This window comes from Stenotrophomonas sp. NY11291, assembly GCF_023277365.1.
Lineage (GTDB): Bacteria > Pseudomonadota > Gammaproteobacteria > Xanthomonadales > Xanthomonadaceae > Stenotrophomonas > Stenotrophomonas geniculata.
Genome location: NZ_CP096975.1, coordinates 4,353,051 through 4,368,598 on the forward strand (window position 1 = coordinate 4,353,051; position 15,548 = coordinate 4,368,598).

Below are 15,548 nucleotides of genomic sequence, written 5' to 3' on the forward strand. Positions count from 1 at the left end.
CCGCCCCTTTTTTTGCCCGCCATCCAGCGCTATGTGCGGTGCCGCAGCGCGGCGGTACCTGCCAGGCTGGCAAGTGGCAGCAGCAACCCGTAGGCCACCAGCGGCCACACGGTATCGCCGGGCAGCACCAGGGTAACCAGCGTGCCGATGCCTGCCACGATCAGGCTCTGCACCGCGTAGTACAGAGCCACCGCCGTACCCGACGCATCGGCGAAATCACGCAGCGCGCCGCTTGCGGCCACCGAAACCACCATCACCAGCCCCACCGCGATGCCCCACATGGGCAGCACCACCGCGATGAACGAGGGAGGCCACGCTGCGGCCAACGCCATCAGCAGCACCCCGGCCACCATCACCCACAGGCCGCGCAGGAAGGTACCGCGCACGTTCCAGCGGGCAATGCACACGTGCGCCATCCGCGCCGTGACGATCATCACCAGCGCCACCGTGGCGAAGGCAAGGCTGAACGACAGGGGCGAGTACTGCATGCGCCCGACCAGCAGCCGGGGCGCGACCGAGAAGAACACGAAGAACGTGCCCATGCCCGCACTGAAGCCCAGCGTGTAGACCCAGAACGCGCCGCTGCCGAGGATGCGTCGTACCGCCGGTCGCGACGCGTCATGGCACCGCGGGCGGGTTTCCTGCCAATGCCGTACCGCGCGCATGCCGGCGATCATGCCCAGTGCGCCGAGCAGAACGAAGATCGCGCGCCAGCCAACCGCGCCTGCCAGCAGTGCGCCGAAGATCGGCCCCAGCGCCGGCACGAAGGCCAGCATCGAGGCGAACAGCCCATACAGCGACGCACCTTCGGGCGTATCGGCATACACGTCACGGACGGTGGCAAAGGTCGCCACCAATGCCGCCGACGCCCCCACCGCCTGTACGGTTCGCCAGGCCAGGAATGCTGCGCCGCTGCTGGACATGGCCAGCGCAAACGACGAAAGCGCGAACAGCAACGCCCCCAGCAACAGGACCGGCCGCCGCCCGATGCGGTCGGACAACGGGCCGAACAGCAACTGGCCCAGGCCGAGCACCAGCAGGTAGATGCTCAACGTCAGCTGCACCACCGTCGGTGATGTCTGCAGTGCCCGCGGCATCACCGGCACCACAGGAAGATAGATATCCATGGCCAGCGAGGCCAGGAGGTCGAACGGCGCCATCAGCACAATGGCCGATGGCAACGGGTGGGCCCAACGCGGGGCCTGTCGATTGAACATGGGGAGTCTCCGCCCAGAGTGAATCCGGCGGTGATCCATCCACTTCGCGTGCATCGCAGGGATGATCACCGCAACAACGTCTGCATCGTTGTTGCGGCTCAGCGAACTGTCTGCGGACCGTTCCCGTTGTTCATGATGTCCATCGAATGCGAATGCAGGTGGCGCAAGTGTAGCAATCGTCCACCTGCCGCGCGGCGCTCAGGCCAGGGGCAACATGTCGATGCGCCGGCACGGCGTCTCCTTCACCTGCTCGATCAGCCGTCGCACCACAGGCGAGGTCTCCGCCCGCCGGTACTGCACAGCGATGGTCGAGACGATGGTGGGGCCGGCCAGTGGCAGATAGATCATTCCGGGCAGCACCAGCGTGCGTTGCAGTACCGATGGCACGATCGCCACCGAACCAACGCCGACCGACACCTCGGCCAACACCGCCGCCAGATGCCCGGGCTGGGAACGGATACGTGGAATGAACCCGCCGCGGCGCCCGACTTCCATTGCGCCCACCGGCTGCTCCGGCATGACGAAGCTTTCCCGGGCCAATGACGCCGGCTGTACCGGCGCGCGGGCCTGCGCCAGCGGATGGGTTTCCGGCAGGGCCACGCAGAACTGGTCTTCGACCAGGGTGTGTTCGCCGAAACTGTCGGGTACATCCATCGGAGGCCGGCAGAACACCACATCCACCCGGCCTTCCTGCAGCAGCTGCGGGAGCTCGCCCATCGGCCATTCGCTCACCTGCAGTTCCACGCCCGGGTAGCGGCTGCGGAACCGGCTGAGCTGATCCTGCAACGCACCGGCATACAGCGCCGAGCCGACGTAGCCGATCTCGATCTTGCCGATCTCACCCCGCCCGGCGCGCCGGCCCAGGGTTTCGGCCTGTTCGAATCGGCGCAGCACATCGCGGGCTTCCGCCAGGAACACCTCGCCTGCGGAGGTCAGCAGCACTTCGCGCCGGCCGCGGTCGAACAGGCGCGTGCCGAGGCGACGCTCGATGTCCTGGACCTGCACGCTCAGCGTGGGAGTGGCGATCCCCAGCCGCAGGGCCGCGCGACCGAAGTGCAGTTCCTCGGCCAAGGTGACGAAGTACTCCAGGTGACGGCGTTCCATGGGCGGCATTTCGTTAGGTTCAAGCTAACGTAACCAGAAAACACCGAGAATGAAACAAACACCGATCATTGCTGGAATGGCGGTCCTCCCTTCGTGCGGGTGACCGGTGCCGCCCTCCCCTCCCTCTTCGCCTGCACGGCACAGGCTGCCTGACGCGATCCTGCTGGTGGCCTCGCTGGGCTGCACGATGACCGTGCTGGAGACCAATGCCGTAGCGGTCGCACTGCCCAGCATCGCGCGCGACCTGCACGCCGGATTCGCCGATATCGAGTGGGTGATCAGTGCCTACATCCTGTCCTTCACCTCACTGCTGCTGCCCGCCGGTGCTGTCGCCGACCGCTACGGCCGCCGCCGGGTGCTGCTGATCGGCATCAGCCTGTTCGCCCTCACTTCTCTGCTCTGTGCACTGGCGCCCGGTGCCACCCTGCTCTACCTGGCGCGGGCACTGCAGGGCATCGGTGCTGCTTTCCTGCTGGCGCCCTCGCTGTCGATCATCGGCCACACCTACCACCAGGGGGCCGCCAAAGACACTGCATGGGCGTTCTGGGGCACAGCCATGGGCGTGATGATGGTGCTCTCGCCACTGATCGGCGGCCTGCTGTCCGCGCTCTGGGGCTGGCGCGCGGTGTTCATTGCGATCCTGCCGTTCCTGGGCCTGCTCGGCTACGGCACGCTGCGCTGGATACCCGAGTCGTCCGACAGCGCGGTCCGCCCGCTCGACCCGCCCGGCATCATCACCTTCAGCGTTGCCATCTTCGGCATCGTGTTCTTCCTGGTCGAAGGACTGGCAAAAGGATGGTCATCGGCGCCGGCGCTGAGCGGGCTGGGCCTGGCCATCATCATGGCCGCCGCCTTCGTCATCGTTGAGCGGGCACGGTCACATCCCATGGTCGATCTCGGGCTGCTGGCCAGTCCACGTTTCATCGGCGCACTCATTGCCATGGTCGGCTATTCGGTCAGCGCACAGGTGATGGCGTCGATGCTGCCGCAGTACCTGCAGAACGGCATCGGCCTGGGCGTACTGGCTGCGGGTGCCGGCATGCTCCCGTTCGCTGCGGCGATGCTGCTGTTTCCCAGCGTGGGCCGCCGGCTCGGTCGCCATCTGAACAGTCCGGCGGTGCTGGCGATCGGGCTGTCGATCACTGCCGCGGGCAATGCCGTGGCCGGACTGGCCGCGTGGCAGCATCTGCCCTGGCTGGCATTCGTCGCAATGGTGGTGATCGGTGCCGGCGGCGGCATCCTCAATGGCGAGACATCCAAAGCCATCATCGGCGCGGCACCGCGCGAGCGGGCCGGCATGGCCTCCGGCATCAGCGCGACCACGCGCTTTGTCGGCATCCTGCTCGGATTCACCGTGCTGTCCAGCGCCTTGAGCCTGGGCATCCGCAACGCACTGTCGGCTGTGGTTCCCGCGCGCGAGGTACTGTCGATGGCCGATGCGATCGCTACCGGCACCTTCACCAGTGCGCGCAACATGGCCTTCGCACAGGCGATCTACAGCCACGGATTTGCCAGTGCACTGTGGACGTCGGCCATTGCCGCGCTGCTGGCCAGCCTTGCGGTGTTGCTGCTGGGCCGTAGTCCCGCACAGCGATGACGCTGGAGCGCGGATTACGAAGTTGGCCGGGGCAGCCACGCTGCCCCGACCGTGGCGGCCCCGGGGAGAAGGCCGCCGATGATCGTCAGGCCGCCTTCATGGCGTGCTTGCGCGCCCGCATCACGTTGTGGCATTCCTGCACTTCGGGCAGCAGCTGGGTGACTTCCTGGCGCACGGCCGGCGGCAGTTCGTTGTCCTTCAGCACGTCCTTGAACGCGCCAAGCAGCCGGTCTTCCGACTCTTCCAGCTCGGCCACGTAACCATAGTTGGTGTCGCCGAATGCAGCGCGCACCTTGCCGTAGAACTGCTGCATCGACCCGACCATGGTGCCGTGCTCGGCGGGCTTGCCGCCGCTGGCGGCGACCGAACTGCTCAACGCGGCGACGATGCGGCCCTTGACGCCGGCAATGCGGGTGAACAGGGCCGACAGTTCGGCATCCTTCACCTTGGTCGCAGCTTCTTCGTAGAACGACTTTCCGTCCCGGGCAATCTCGATCAGGTCGTTGAGGCGATGTTCGATGGTGGACTGGGTGCTCATGGAATCGCTCCTGTGTGCTCGATGGTCTATGGAGAATGACAGCGCGAGTGCGTTGCCTTCGGGATCACTGTGGAGGTTTGAATGTGCCGGTTGGGTGAGTACGAATTGATGCATGCATCACCACCCTCAACGCGTCCTGACTCCTTCATCCCATCGCATTTCCGCGTTCACGGCATCTGAGCAGAACGCCCACGATTCACCAGGGCGCGATGACGATGATCAGCGCCACCAGCAGTGCGATGGCAAGCACCAGCAACAGCACATGCCACTGCTTCCACGTGGGTTTTGGTTTACCGGGGGTATTCATCGGATGTCTCCTGGATTCTGTCATCGGCCCGCAGCCAGACTGAAGCAGGGCACCCCCGGTGCGCGTCGCGGTTTCGTGCATGGCTTGTGCATGAACGCTGTATCCAGCGCGCGACGATAACGCGTCCATAACGTAATCGAGTTGTAAACGGAATGTTAGGTTCCTTCCGATTCCGCACAGCGGAGTTTCAGATCGGTTTCCACGCAGCTATGCGGAAACCCATTCAACTGGATTTGGAGAGAGCCAAATGCATTACAAGTACACCCTGCTTTCCCTGGCAGTGGGCACGGCCCTGGCCGCCGCCTGGTCACCGGCCGCGCATGCGCAGGATGACGGCGACAAGACGCCGAAGAACCTCGATCGCATCCAGGTTACCGGCTCTGCCATCCGCAGTGTGGATATCGAAACGCAGCAGCCGATCATCGCCATCACCCGCACGATGATCGAGCAGCAGGGCTTCACCACGATCGCCGACCTGCTGCAGAACCTGACGTCCACGGGCGCGCCGGCGATCTCCCGCGCACGCGCATTGTCGTCTGGTGAAAATGTCGGCGGCTACTACGTCGACATCCGTAATCTGGGCGCCACGCGCACGCTGGTGCTGGTCAATGGCAAGCGCCTCGGTGCGACCACCAGCGGCCTGCAGGATCTCAGCCAGATTCCGATGAGCGCGGTGGAACGCATCGATGTCCTGAAGGACGGCGCCTCCTCGCTGTACGGTTCGGATGCGATCGCTGGCGTGGTCAACATCATCACCCGCAAGAACTACGAAGGGCTGGAAGTGTCCATGCAGCACGGGCAGTTCAGCCAGGGCGATGGCAAGGACAGCACGTTCTCGCTGGTGACCGGCGCCCGTGGAGAACGTGGCGGATACACCCTCGCACTGGAATACCAGAAGTCGGATCCGGTATTTGCCCGCGACCGCGAGTTCTCCCGGTACGGCGGCGCCGGCCCCAATTACCCGGGCGCGGACTGGAGCAACATCAGCCAGAACGGTTCGTGGTGCGACCCGGCGCTCTACAAGTGCAACACCGGTGACGCGGTGTTCAAGACGCTCAACCGTGGCGGCGACCCGAAGAATCCGAACGAATACCACCCGATCACGCCGGCCGAGTTCGCCAACGGCAACGACCAGATGCACCTGCAGACCGGCATCGAGCGTCGCTCGCTGTTCCTCAGCACGGACTACGCGCTGAGCGACCAGATCAAGTTCGCCGCCGACATCGGCTACAACGAGCGCACCACCGACCAGCAGATCGCGGGCTACCCGTACCAGTCGACCAAGTTCGGCACGCCCCTGGACGCAGCCAGCGTATTCAATCCGCTCGACCACGGCATCGCGTTCAATCGCCGCCTGTGGGAAGTGCCGCGCACGACCGAAAGCAAGCTGAAGTCGCTGCGCATTGCACCAAGCCTGTCCGGCTACTTCGAACTGGGCGCCAAGACGTACGACTGGGAAGTCGGTGCGCTGTTCAACCGCAATGAAGTCACAAAAACAGGCCGTGGCGACATGAGCCTGATCGCTTCCCGGCAGGCATTGGGGCCCTCCTACCTCGATGCCAACGGTGTGGCCCGGTGTGGCACGGCGGCATCGCCGGTCACGGGCTGCCTGGCCTGGAATCCTTTGCTGCCATACGGTGTCGCGGGGGCTGGCTCTCTCTCCGATCCCGAACTGCAGCGCTTCTTGTTCCCGACGTTCAACGATACCGGCATCACCAAGACCCGCAGCTATTTCGCCAATATCTCCGGGCCAGTGATCGAACTGCCTGCCGGTGACCTGTCCGTCGCTCTGGGTTACCAATACCGCAAGGAAGAAGGCCGCTTCGTGCCCGACGCCTTTGCCCAGTCGCGCCAGAGCACGGCGCTGGGCGCGTCCACCACCTCGGGTGAGTACAGCCTCAATGAGTTCTTCGCCGAAGTGAACGTGCCGGTGCTGCGTGACCTGCCGTTCGCCAAGGAACTGACCGTGAACCTGGCCACGCGCTATTCCGACTACAGCAATTTCGGCAATACCACCAATTCCAAGGCCAGCTTCGCCTGGCGCCCGATCGAGGAATTGATGATCCGCGGCACCTTCGCCGAAGGCTTCCGCGCACCGAGCATCTCCGACCTGTATGGTGGAATGGGGACCAGCTTCGAAACCTATGTCGATCCCTGCGGCACCGGCGCCACCAACAGCGTCAACGGCAACGCTGCCTGCAACGCTGCCGGCGTCCCGCTGGGCTACCAGCAGCTGAACCAGAGCCTGAAGCCCTGTGCCAGCTATCCGTGTGCCACGCCCGACGAATTCACCACCGGCTCCAACGCGAAGCTGCGACCGGAAGAGTCCAAGAGCAAGACCGTGGGCGTGGTCTGGAGCCCGCGCTGGGTCGATGGCCTGGACATCAACCTCGACTGGTACAGCTACAAGATCACCAACATGATCATCGAGGACAGCGTCGACCGCATCCTGCGTGACTGCTACGTGCTGGGCAATTCCTCGCGCTGTGGCAGCATCAAGCGCGCTGGCGATGGCCACATCACCAGCATGTTCTACGGCCTGGCCAACCTGGGCTCGATGGAAACCGAAGGCTGGGACTTGGGCATCCACTACCGCCTGCCCGAGTTCTCGTTCGGCCGCTTCACCATCGACCTGCAGAACAGCTATGTCTCCAAGTACGACGAGGAGAACCAGAACTCGGCCGGCGACACCATCATGATGGGCCGGATCGGCCGGCCGGGCATCTTCCGCCTGCGCTCGAACCTGGGTGTGAACTGGCAGCTTGGCAACTTCAGCACGCAGTACACGGTGCGCTACTACTCCGGCATGGCCGAAAGCTGCGTGCCGAACCGACCGTGCTCGCTGCCCGATCGCTACGCCTACGGAGAACCGGATGCCCTGCGCAAGGTGGGCTCCAATGCCTTCCATGACATCCAGGTCAGCTACAAGCTGCCGTGGGACGGTACCGTGGCGCTGGGTTCGAACAACGTGTTCAACCACCAGGGCCCGATCATGTTCTCCAAGCCGTCCAGCTCCTTCCCCTACTACGGCGGCTTCGATATCGGCCGCACCGTGTACGTGAAGTACTCCCAGCGCTTCTGACGGGCATGTCCGTGCTCGTGGCCGGCGGAAGGGGAGTCCGCCGGCCACGATGCACACCACCTCCACCCAATCTCCATCGTTTTTCGACGGAATCTCCAAGGTTCCCGGCAACACTTGATGTCATGACGGCTAAGGAGCAGGACCGCATGGATCGCCACGCGCCCCGACGCTGCACACCCGTCTCCAGGTTCACCACTGAGTGTGGCGATGTGGCCGGGTTCCGACCCTCCGGACGCGCCGCCGCCAGGGAAGTACGAGATGACGACGGCAGTTCGCACCGGCCTGACCGACCTGGTCGCTGACGCGCAGCGGTACCTGCGCAGGATTCTCCCCGGGCTGGCCTCGGCAGTGCATCCACTTGCTTCATTGCACGCCATTCCCCACGCAATGGCATCGCGCTACCACCTCGCCGGACTGATGCTGTACGGGGAAACCCCCGCCATGCTCGCCGTGGCCCGCGAGCCCGGCGAATCCAGCACACGTGTGATCCAGGATGTACGCTGCCTGCGCTCTGCTGCGAATGCACTGGTGCTGTACGTCTCGCCCTATCTCACGCCGACCCAGCGCCGCTTCCTGGTCGAGAACCACATCGACTTCGTCGTCCCGCACACCCAGTTGTTCGCGCCCAGCCTGGCCATTGAGTTCCGCGACGACCCTGATCATGAGAAGAAGGCCATCTCGCTGCTGCCTTCGGCGCAGGCCGTGCTGATCCACGTGCTGCTGAGCGGCCAGTCGCGCTGGTGGTCGCCGCGCGAGATCAGTGCTGCCGCCGGCTACACCTCGATGACGGCGTCGCGCCTGTCTGCCGAACTGGTTGGTCGCGGCCTGGTTGAACGCTCCACCGGTGGCCGCGAGCGCTTCCTGAAGCTGGCCGGCAACCGCGACGAGGTCTGGGCCAGGGCGCAGCCGTTCCTGCGTTCCCCCATCCTGAAGGAAGTGGATGTCTGCTGGGGCCCGACCGCCGAGGCGCTCCGCGATGCCGGGCACCCGGCGCCGACGGCGGGCCTCGATGCGCTTGCTGACACGTCACCGCCCGCGATCGGCGGCACCCGCGCGCTGCACATCGATGCGTGGCGGTTGCTGGGTGCACTTCCCATGCCCGGCCCGGACTGCGTCCAGAGCGCACGGCTGCAAATCTGGGCCTATCCGCCGGCATTCACCAGCATCGGCGATGTGGTTGACCCGCTTTCGCTGTATCTCAGCCTGCAGGGCAAACGCGGCCATGATGCAGACGCGCTGGAACAGCGGGTGGAACAGGCGCTGAGCGGGAACACATACCCCGCATGACCGAAGCCCTAGGCGGGCTGCTCGCTCGGCACCGCAGCAGCGCGCCTGGCGCTGTACTCGGCGAATACCACGCCGGACACCGCCAGCAGGCCACCGCCCAGTACCCAGCCACTGAGCGATTCGCCCAGCAGCAGCACGGCCAGCGCGGCGGTCACGATCGGCACCAGGTTGAAGAAGCCAGAGACGCGCGCAGCGCCCAGACGTGAAAGTCCGGTCATCCAGGTCAGCGGCGCCAGGATCGAGGCACAGACCGCCGCGAAGCCGATGCAACCAACGGCGGTCAGATTGCTCACCCCGGTACCGACCAGCAACTGCAGTGGCAGCAGGATCAGCGAGGCCGCCGTGGCCTGCAGGAACAGCGACTCCAGCACCGACAGCGGAATCTTCCAGCGCTGCATCAGCACGTTGTAGGCGGCGAAGGCCAATGCGCCGATCAGCATGATCGCGTCTCCGCGGTTCAGGCCCTGCGCCGCCAACCGTGCCAGGTCGCCCTGCGATACCACCGCCACCACGCCGGCGGTGGAGATCACCGCGCCAAGAATGGAAGTACCACGCACCGGATGGCCCATGAACACGCGTGACAGCGCCAGCGCGATCAACGGAATCAGCGCCTGGATCACCCCCATGTTGGTGGCCGAGGTGAAGTGCGCCGCATGGTAGGCCAGGCACTGGTACATCACCCCACCCAGGCAGCCCAGCACCAGGAAGCGCCCGAGGTTGGCGCGCACGGTCGGCAGATTGCCGCGCAGCCGCGGCAGCGCGAATGGCAGCAGGACCACCGCCGCGACCAGCCAGCGGAAGAAGCCGATATCGATGGGACCGACCGAGCCCGAAGCAAGCTTGGTCACGATGGTGTTCGCGCCCCACAGCAGGCAGGCGAAGATCGGGAAGAGATAGTTCACGCGTGCAGGTGTACGTGGGGGAATGGCCAGCGTACGCTTGGCGTATATTGAGGACATCCCGAAAATGCGCCACCCCGACCCCGGCTTGCGGCAATCGATGGAGCCGATCCCCACCTTCCGCCAGCTGCCCGGCCCGATCTACTTCCGGCAGGGCGCGATGGAGCCCACGGACTGGGGCACGCACAGCCATCCGTGGGGTCAGTTCAACTTCGTCGCGCAGGGGGTGATGGAGATGAAGATCGACGGCGAGTGGATGGTGTCGCCGCCGCACTACGCGATCTGGATTCCAGCAGGAATGGCGCACTATTCACGCAACCGCTCGCAGCTGGCCTACCGCTCGGCCTATCTGTCGGCGGCGCTTTCACGCCGGCTGCCCACGCGTTGCAGTGCGCTGGAAGTCAGCCCGCTGCTGCGCGAACTGCTGCATGAACTGGCACGACAGGGCGTGACCGATCCGCAGACACCGGTCCAGCGGCGCATGGCCGCCGTGGTGATCGACCAGATCGTCAATGCCGCTGTGCTGCCCAGTTTCCTGCCGATCGCCAGCAGCGATACCTTGAAGCAGGTGATGGCGTACATGGAGAAACACCTGTCGGCGACCGAATCGGTTGCCGAGATCGCGCGGCGGCACCACATGAGCGTGCGCAAGCTGGAGCGCCTGGCACGCAGTGAACTGGGCATGTCGCTGGGCGACTGGCGTGGGCGGGTGAAGTTCGTGCGCGCCACCGAGGCGCTGTGTACACGCCGGCCGATCAGCCGGATCGCCGAAGAGCTGGGCTATTCCGGCGTCAGCGCCTTCGCCGAGATGTTCAAGCGGCACGCGCAGTGCACGCCGGATCAGTACAGGAAGCTGCATCGGGCGGGGTGAGCGCGGCCTAGAGAGCGACCAGCAGGTCCACAAGCAGCCCCGGCAGGAACAAGGCGGCCAGAACGCTGGCCAACAGGATCAGCAGGACCTTCGCCGTCAAGGGGCGACGGCGCGGATTGCTGAAGTACAGGTGCAGATCGCGCAGTTCATCTTCCAGCTCCTTCCGCACGCCTGCGCTCTGTGCACCGGGTTCGAGCAGCTGTCGCTCAAGCGCCTTCAGGCGCTTCATCAGTTCACGCGGCGGTGTAGCCCGCAGGATCAGCTGATTGAGCTCCTGGAGCCGGTGCGCCTGCGGCATCAGCGCTGCCACGAGATCATCCGGCGGAAGCCGTGAGACCCGTCGCTGGGCGTCCGCATCCATCTCAGCCTGCAGCACATCGCGTTGCCGCTGCAGTTCGGCCAGGGAGGTGCGGCGCTGCCACATGAGGAGGCACAGGATTGATGGGTGGCGGGCAGTGTATCGCCCGGCGCCCCGGGAAGGGTGTCGATTTCCCGCCCCATCGTTCGTCGGAGAAGGAAAGGCGGGTCTTTCAGCCTGCAGGAGTGCCCCGATGTGCCCGATCCTCACCGCCTTCGCCACCTCTCCCGACCGCGGCCAGGGCCTGGCCCGTGACATGCGCGTACGCTGGGCGCTGGAGGAACTGGCCGTGCCCTATGACATGCAGCTGCTCAGCTTTGCCGAGCTGAAGCAGCCCGTCCACCTGGCGCGCACCCCCTTCGGGCAGATCCCCACCTGGCAGGACGGCGACCAGGTCCTGTTCGAATCCGGCGCAATCGTCCTGCACCTGGCCGAACAGCATGCCGGCCTGCTCCCCGCTGATCCGGACGCACGCATGCGCGCGATCATGTGGGTATTCGCTGCGTTGAACACGGTGGAACCGCCCATCGTCGAACGCTCGATGGCCTGGGTGCTGGAACGCGAACTACCTTGGTATTCACAGCGGCTGGTGATGCTGGACGAGCGCGTGCGGATGCGTCTCTCGCAGCTGTCTGCGTGGTTGGGCACGGTGGCGTGGCTGGATGGCGACTTCAGCGTGGGCGACCTGATGATGGTCTCGGTGCTGCTGCGCCTGAAGAGCAGCGGCCTCCTCGACGAATACCCGAAGGTGGCTGCCTATGTGGGCCGTGCAACGCAACGCCCCGCCTACCAGCGTGCGTTTGCCGCGCAGCTGCAGGTGTTCCGGCAAAGCACAGACGCGCCATCACCAAAGGATGACTGAGGCAGCCTCCTTCGGCATTCGAAGGTCCCCGGCCGCGCGGGAAACCGGAAGGCAGCCGTGTCGTGTATACACGGGCTTCACTGCCTGTGGGCTCCGATCGCGGGGGTCGGACACCCTCAAGGACTTCACTGTGAGCACTTCCTCGCACTCGCTTGCTTTCCTGCTTGCGCGCATCCTGCTGATGGCACTGTTCCTCGTCTCCGGCCTGGGCAAGCTTGGCGACCTCAGTGGTACCCAGGGCTACATGGAAGCAATGGGAGTGCCCGGCGTCCTGCTGTGGCCGACCATCGCCTTCGAGATCGGCAGCGGCCTGTGCATCCTGCTCGGCTTCCAGACCCGGCTGGTATCGATCGTCCTGGTGGGCTTCAGCCTGGTCACCGCCTTCATCTTCCACCACAACTTCGGCGACCAGACCCAGCAGATCATGTTCCTGAAGAATCTGGGCCTGGCCGGTGGCTTCCTGTTGCTGGCCTGCACTGGAGCCGGGCGCTACAGCATCGACGGCCGGGGACGCGGCGCATAGGTACCGGCCAGCAGGCTCGCCACGCTAGCGACGGAGCTCCGCCTCCGGCGCCAGCGTGTGGACCACCTTGCCCTGCGCATCGAGGAACTCGATTGCCCCGTAGCCCTCCGGCGTGACGGTCAACCGCAGTCGCGGCCGATCCGCCTTGTCATTCAGTGCAATGGCCGGCGTTCCATCGGCGCCGACCACCAGGCCGATGCGGGTCGGCGCCTGCACACCGGGAATCAACGCATTCCCGAGCGCGGGTTCGCGTATCAGCTTCGGTGCCTGGTTGATCGAGAAGCTCACTTGGCCATCGGGAGACACCCGCCATCCGATCGCATCCATCGCCGGATGATCCAGCGCCAGCACCGCCATGCCGCCGTCGACATCAGCGGTGCCGAAACCACCGCGCTCGCTGCCCTTGTCGTCGTACAGCACCATGCCGGCCACGTTGAAGGCGCGCTTGTACTGGATGCCATCGATGATCGGCGCCGGCGTCTTCCCCGACAGCGTCATGCGGATCACGCCCTGGTCATCGACGATATCGATGCGACGCGCGGTGATGCGCTCGCTGTCGGGCGTCCCGATCCGCGTCTGCGGAGCCTTGTCCACGATCAGGCGCTGCAGGGTTTCCACCGAAGGCCGCTTGGGCGCTCCGGCATCTTCGGCCGCACGCGCCGGAATGCTGTGGAATGCAATCAGCAGGACCAGCGTGCAGGCAGGGCGCATCATGCGGCCTCCAGAGCGGCGTGCACCGGGCGCCGGCAGGCGGCCTGCACCAGCATCAGCTGTGCCACCAGGATCAGCATCGCGCAGCCGGACAGCAGCCATGGGTCGATGTACCACTGGGCATTGAAGCTGAATTCGCCGGCGGAGATTCGCTTCCAGCCGTTGAAGTGCTGCATCGCCGCGACCACGAACGCGAAACCACCCATCGCGTTCGAAAGCCACGGTACGACGATGCCACCCGGCCGTGCAGACATCATCAGTAGACCCAGCACGCCGATGACGGTGCGCTGCACGCGGCAGTAAGGGCAGACATAGGCCAGCCCACTCCATTCCACCGACCAGGCCAACAGGCTGATCAGCACCGCTGCCGCCCCCGCGACGTACAGGACCCTCGGCGCGATCGCCGTGCTGCCGTTATGTGCCATGCTGTGGCTCTCTGCGGTAAGGACCCGCGCAGGGTAGCGCGGTTGGCCCTCGTACGGTTCAGCGCAGCGGATCGGCGGCCACACCCTCGCGGGTGATCTTCACCGGCAGGATGTTCCCCTGCGCATCGAATTCCAGGCGTTCTATGGCGGTCTGCCGATGGTCGCGCGTGGTGTCACCCAGCGGCCGGCGATGGTAGACGATGTACCAGCGGTCGCTATTTGGCACCTTGATCACCGAGTTGTGGCCGGCACTGGTGGCGATGGCCTCGTCCTGCTGCAGCACCTTGCCGATGCGCTTGAAGGGCCCGGTGGGTGTATCGGCGATGGCGTAGGCCACCGAGTAATCCGGGCCACCCCAACCGCCTTCGGACCACATGAAGTAGTAGCGGCCTCCGCGCCTGAACATCAGCGGGCCCTCCACGTATTCCGGCGCCGGGGTGATCTCCTTGAACAGCAAACCATCGGTCAGCGGCAGCACGCCGGTGAAATCATCCTTCAGGCGCACGATGTTGGCGCGCTTCCAACCGCCGTAGATCATGTACCAGGCGCCATCGTCATCCTTGAAGACGAACTGGTCGATGGGCTGCGCACCATTATGGAAAGCGCCGACCAGCGGCTTGCCCAGCAGGTCTTTGTAGGGCCCTTCCGGGCGGTCGGCCACCGCCACGCCGATGCCACCCAGCTCGCTATCGGTCTTGATGTCGTTGGCGGCGAAGAAGAAGTAGTACTTGCCGTTGTTTTCCACGACGGACGGCGCCCACATCGCGCGCTTCGCCCAGGGCACGTTCCTGGCGTTCAGGACGTCGGCATGCTTTGTCCAATGCACCAGATCAGGCGACGAGAAGGCATCGAACGTAATCTGCGCATCGTAGTCCGCCGAGGTGGTTGGAAATATCCAGTAGCGGCCTGCAAATACCGCCGCTTCCGGGTCGGCATACCACCCCTGCAGGATCGGATTACCCGAGGTGGCCGGCGGCGCGGCGTGCGCGCCCGTTGCCAGTGCCGCTGCCGTGCAGGCGGCCATCATCCACTTGCTCAACGCCATGCCGTGCGCTCCCGTGCTGGATGGATGGGAGCATATTAGATCGATTCAGATGCGGATTGCGAAGGCAGCCTCACCCCATGGGCGGGAATGGGACGAAGGCCTCAGGCTTTCTTGATGACGGTGCGCTTGCCGATGCTGCTGGTCTTGCCCGCTGTCGGCCTGGCCAGGCCAGGAATCAGGAAATCGGTGACCTTGTGGCCCATCGATACCTTGGCGGCCAGCCAGCGCGGCATGCGGCCACGGCCGGTCCAGGTCAGGCGCTTGTATTCCGGATCGCGGTATTTGGCCGCGACCTTGCCGGTTTTACGGCGGGCGGACTTGCGCGCAGGTGCGGCGGTTTCTGCGGCTTCATCGCCGAAGAGCTCTTCGATGGTGTAACCAGCTTCGGCGGCAGCGGCCTTCAGCAGGCGGCGCACGGCCGCGGCCGGGCGGCGGGTGGTGATGAGCGCTTTGCGCTGTTCGGCCGCAGCCACCAGTGCGCCCAGCTCCCGAAGGCTGAGCGATTCGATATCGATAGTCATGCGGGGAAAGGTCTACTGCGGCGGGCTGGGTGTCAAGTTTGGTTTATAGGTGCAGCAACTTGCCGACGGCCACCCTCTGCAGCCTGCCGGCATGAGATCGGGATAATTTGATTAGTTTCATTCTCGGCCATCCCACGGAATGACAGAATGTCATGAATCCGATCCCCCCTAAATGATGATGCGTCAAGGATTAGCCGGATT

At 65.1% G+C, this 15,548-nt stretch carries 15 protein-coding genes; 6 read left to right on the forward strand and 9 right to left on the reverse strand.

The genetic code is table 11. From position 1 onward, the window contains the following. Window positions 1–29: 29 nt before the first annotated feature. Both cml and M1L61_RS20240 read right to left on the reverse strand, forming a co-directional pair. Entirely contained in the window at window positions 30–1,217 is a 1,188-nt protein-coding gene (gene cml / locus M1L61_RS20235; protein ID WP_010481262.1) for a CmlA/FloR family chloramphenicol efflux MFS transporter, read from the reverse strand. 198 nt (window positions 1,218–1,415) lie between these two features. Next, entirely contained in the window at window positions 1,416–2,321 is a 906-nt protein-coding gene (locus M1L61_RS20240) for a LysR substrate-binding domain-containing protein (RefSeq protein ID WP_241883653.1), read from the reverse strand. A gap of 106 nt (window positions 2,322–2,427) precedes the next feature. Between M1L61_RS20240 and M1L61_RS20245 the strand changes: the two genes are divergently transcribed. Further along, window positions 2,428–3,918 carry an MFS transporter gene (locus M1L61_RS20245; protein ID WP_248854004.1) on the forward strand — a complete coding sequence of 497 codons (1,491 nt, stop codon included), beginning with the start codon at window positions 2,428–2,430 and terminating at the stop codon, window positions 3,916–3,918. An 85-nt stretch (window positions 3,919–4,003) separates the two neighbouring features. Here M1L61_RS20245 and M1L61_RS20250 read toward each other — a convergent pair whose 3' ends face one another. Then, entirely contained in the window at window positions 4,004–4,456 is a 453-nt protein-coding gene (locus M1L61_RS20250) for a PA2169 family four-helix-bundle protein (RefSeq protein WP_010481259.1), read from the reverse strand. Window positions 4,457–5,010: 554 nt separating this feature from the next. Here M1L61_RS20250 and M1L61_RS20255 point away from each other — a divergent pair. Both M1L61_RS20255 and M1L61_RS20260 read left to right on the forward strand, forming a co-directional pair. After that, entirely contained in the window at window positions 5,011–7,845 is a 2,835-nt protein-coding gene (locus M1L61_RS20255) for a TonB-dependent receptor (RefSeq protein WP_171954613.1), read from the forward strand. 258 nt (window positions 7,846–8,103) lie between these two features. Continuing rightward, window positions 8,104–9,132 (forward strand): hypothetical protein, encoded by a 1,029-nt coding sequence (locus M1L61_RS20260; RefSeq protein ID WP_049453022.1) that lies wholly within the window; start codon window positions 8,104–8,106, stop codon window positions 9,130–9,132. 8 nt (window positions 9,133–9,140) lie between these two features. Here the strand turns inward: M1L61_RS20260 and M1L61_RS20265 are convergent, their stop codons facing one another. Next, window positions 9,141–10,091, reverse strand: coding sequence for a DMT family transporter (locus M1L61_RS20265; protein WP_193390868.1), 951 nt, complete (start codon window positions 10,089–10,091; stop codon window positions 9,141–9,143). Between the two features lie 7 nt (window positions 10,092–10,098). Here M1L61_RS20265 and M1L61_RS20270 point away from each other — a divergent pair, with 7 nt between their 5' ends. Then, window positions 10,099–10,902 carry a helix-turn-helix transcriptional regulator gene (locus M1L61_RS20270; RefSeq protein ID WP_125437646.1) on the forward strand — a complete coding sequence of 268 codons (804 nt, stop codon included), beginning with the start codon at window positions 10,099–10,101 and terminating at the stop codon, window positions 10,900–10,902. 7 nt (window positions 10,903–10,909) lie between these two features. Here M1L61_RS20270 and M1L61_RS20275 read toward each other — a convergent pair whose 3' ends face one another. After that, window positions 10,910–11,326: a hypothetical protein gene (locus M1L61_RS20275; protein ID WP_019336342.1), complete on the reverse strand. Its 417-nt coding sequence runs from the start codon at window positions 11,324–11,326 to the stop codon at window positions 10,910–10,912. 127 nt (window positions 11,327–11,453) lie between these two features. Between M1L61_RS20275 and M1L61_RS20280 the strand changes: the two genes are divergently transcribed. Both M1L61_RS20280 and M1L61_RS20285 read left to right on the forward strand, forming a co-directional pair. Then, window positions 11,454–12,122 (forward strand): glutathione S-transferase family protein, encoded by a 669-nt coding sequence (locus tag M1L61_RS20280; RefSeq protein WP_248854005.1) that lies wholly within the window; start codon window positions 11,454–11,456, stop codon window positions 12,120–12,122. Between the two features lie 130 nt (window positions 12,123–12,252). Beyond that, on the forward strand, window positions 12,253–12,645 hold the full coding sequence (locus M1L61_RS20285) for a DoxX family protein (protein WP_010481248.1): 393 nt from the start codon (window positions 12,253–12,255) through the stop codon (window positions 12,643–12,645). Window positions 12,646–12,669: 24 nt separating this feature from the next. Here the strand turns inward: M1L61_RS20285 and M1L61_RS20290 are convergent, their stop codons facing one another. From M1L61_RS20290 to M1L61_RS20305, 4 genes are all read right to left on the reverse strand, one after another. Continuing rightward, entirely contained in the window at window positions 12,670–13,356 is a 687-nt protein-coding gene (locus tag M1L61_RS20290; RefSeq protein ID WP_099559929.1) for a hypothetical protein, read from the reverse strand. Next, a complete protein-coding gene (locus M1L61_RS20295; RefSeq protein WP_010481243.1) occupies window positions 13,356–13,781 on the reverse strand; it encodes a hypothetical protein in 426 nt (141 codons plus the stop codon). Before M1L61_RS20295 ends, M1L61_RS20290 begins: the two co-directional genes overlap by 1 nt. Before the next feature lie 58 nt (window positions 13,782–13,839). Further along, window positions 13,840–14,826, reverse strand: a complete 987-nt coding sequence (locus M1L61_RS20300) for a glycoside hydrolase family 43 protein (protein WP_171954607.1) — start codon at window positions 14,824–14,826, stop codon at window positions 13,840–13,842. Window positions 14,827–14,927: 101 nt separating this feature from the next. Next, window positions 14,928–15,347, reverse strand: coding sequence for an H-NS histone family protein (locus M1L61_RS20305; protein ID WP_043397532.1), 420 nt, complete (start codon window positions 15,345–15,347; stop codon window positions 14,928–14,930). Between the last annotated feature and the right edge of the window lie 201 nt (window positions 15,348–15,548).

Excerpts from the sequence above, each read along its gene's own strand:
- cml (WP_010481262.1), bottom strand. The coding sequence starts at position 1,217 with ATGTTCAATCGACAGGCCCCGCGTTGGGCCCACCCGTTGCCATCGGCC.
- M1L61_RS20240 (WP_241883653.1), bottom strand. The coding sequence starts at position 2,321 with ATGGAACGCCGTCACCTGGAGTACTTCGTCACCTTGGCCGAGGAACTG.
- M1L61_RS20250 (WP_010481259.1), bottom strand. The coding sequence starts at position 4,456 with ATGAGCACCCAGTCCACCATCGAACATCGCCTCAACGACCTGATCGAG.
- M1L61_RS20255 (WP_171954613.1), top strand. The coding sequence starts at position 5,011 with ATGCATTACAAGTACACCCTGCTTTCCCTGGCAGTGGGCACGGCCCTG.
- M1L61_RS20260 (WP_049453022.1), top strand. The coding sequence starts at position 8,104 with ATGACGACGGCAGTTCGCACCGGCCTGACCGACCTGGTCGCTGACGCG.
- M1L61_RS20265 (WP_193390868.1), bottom strand. The coding sequence starts at position 10,091 with ATGTCCTCAATATACGCCAAGCGTACGCTGGCCATTCCCCCACGTACA.
- M1L61_RS20270 (WP_125437646.1), top strand. The coding sequence starts at position 10,099 with ATGCGCCACCCCGACCCCGGCTTGCGGCAATCGATGGAGCCGATCCCC.
- M1L61_RS20275 (WP_019336342.1), bottom strand. The coding sequence starts at position 11,326 with ATGTGGCAGCGCCGCACCTCCCTGGCCGAACTGCAGCGGCAACGCGAT.
- M1L61_RS20280 (WP_248854005.1), top strand. The coding sequence starts at position 11,454 with ATGTGCCCGATCCTCACCGCCTTCGCCACCTCTCCCGACCGCGGCCAG.
- M1L61_RS20290 (WP_099559929.1), bottom strand. The coding sequence starts at position 13,356 with ATGCGCCCTGCCTGCACGCTGGTCCTGCTGATTGCATTCCACAGCATT.
- M1L61_RS20295 (WP_010481243.1), bottom strand. The coding sequence starts at position 13,781 with ATGGCACATAACGGCAGCACGGCGATCGCGCCGAGGGTCCTGTACGTC.
- M1L61_RS20300 (WP_171954607.1), bottom strand. The coding sequence starts at position 14,826 with ATGGCGTTGAGCAAGTGGATGATGGCCGCCTGCACGGCAGCGGCACTG.
- M1L61_RS20305 (WP_043397532.1), bottom strand. The coding sequence starts at position 15,347 with ATGACTATCGATATCGAATCGCTCAGCCTTCGGGAGCTGGGCGCACTG.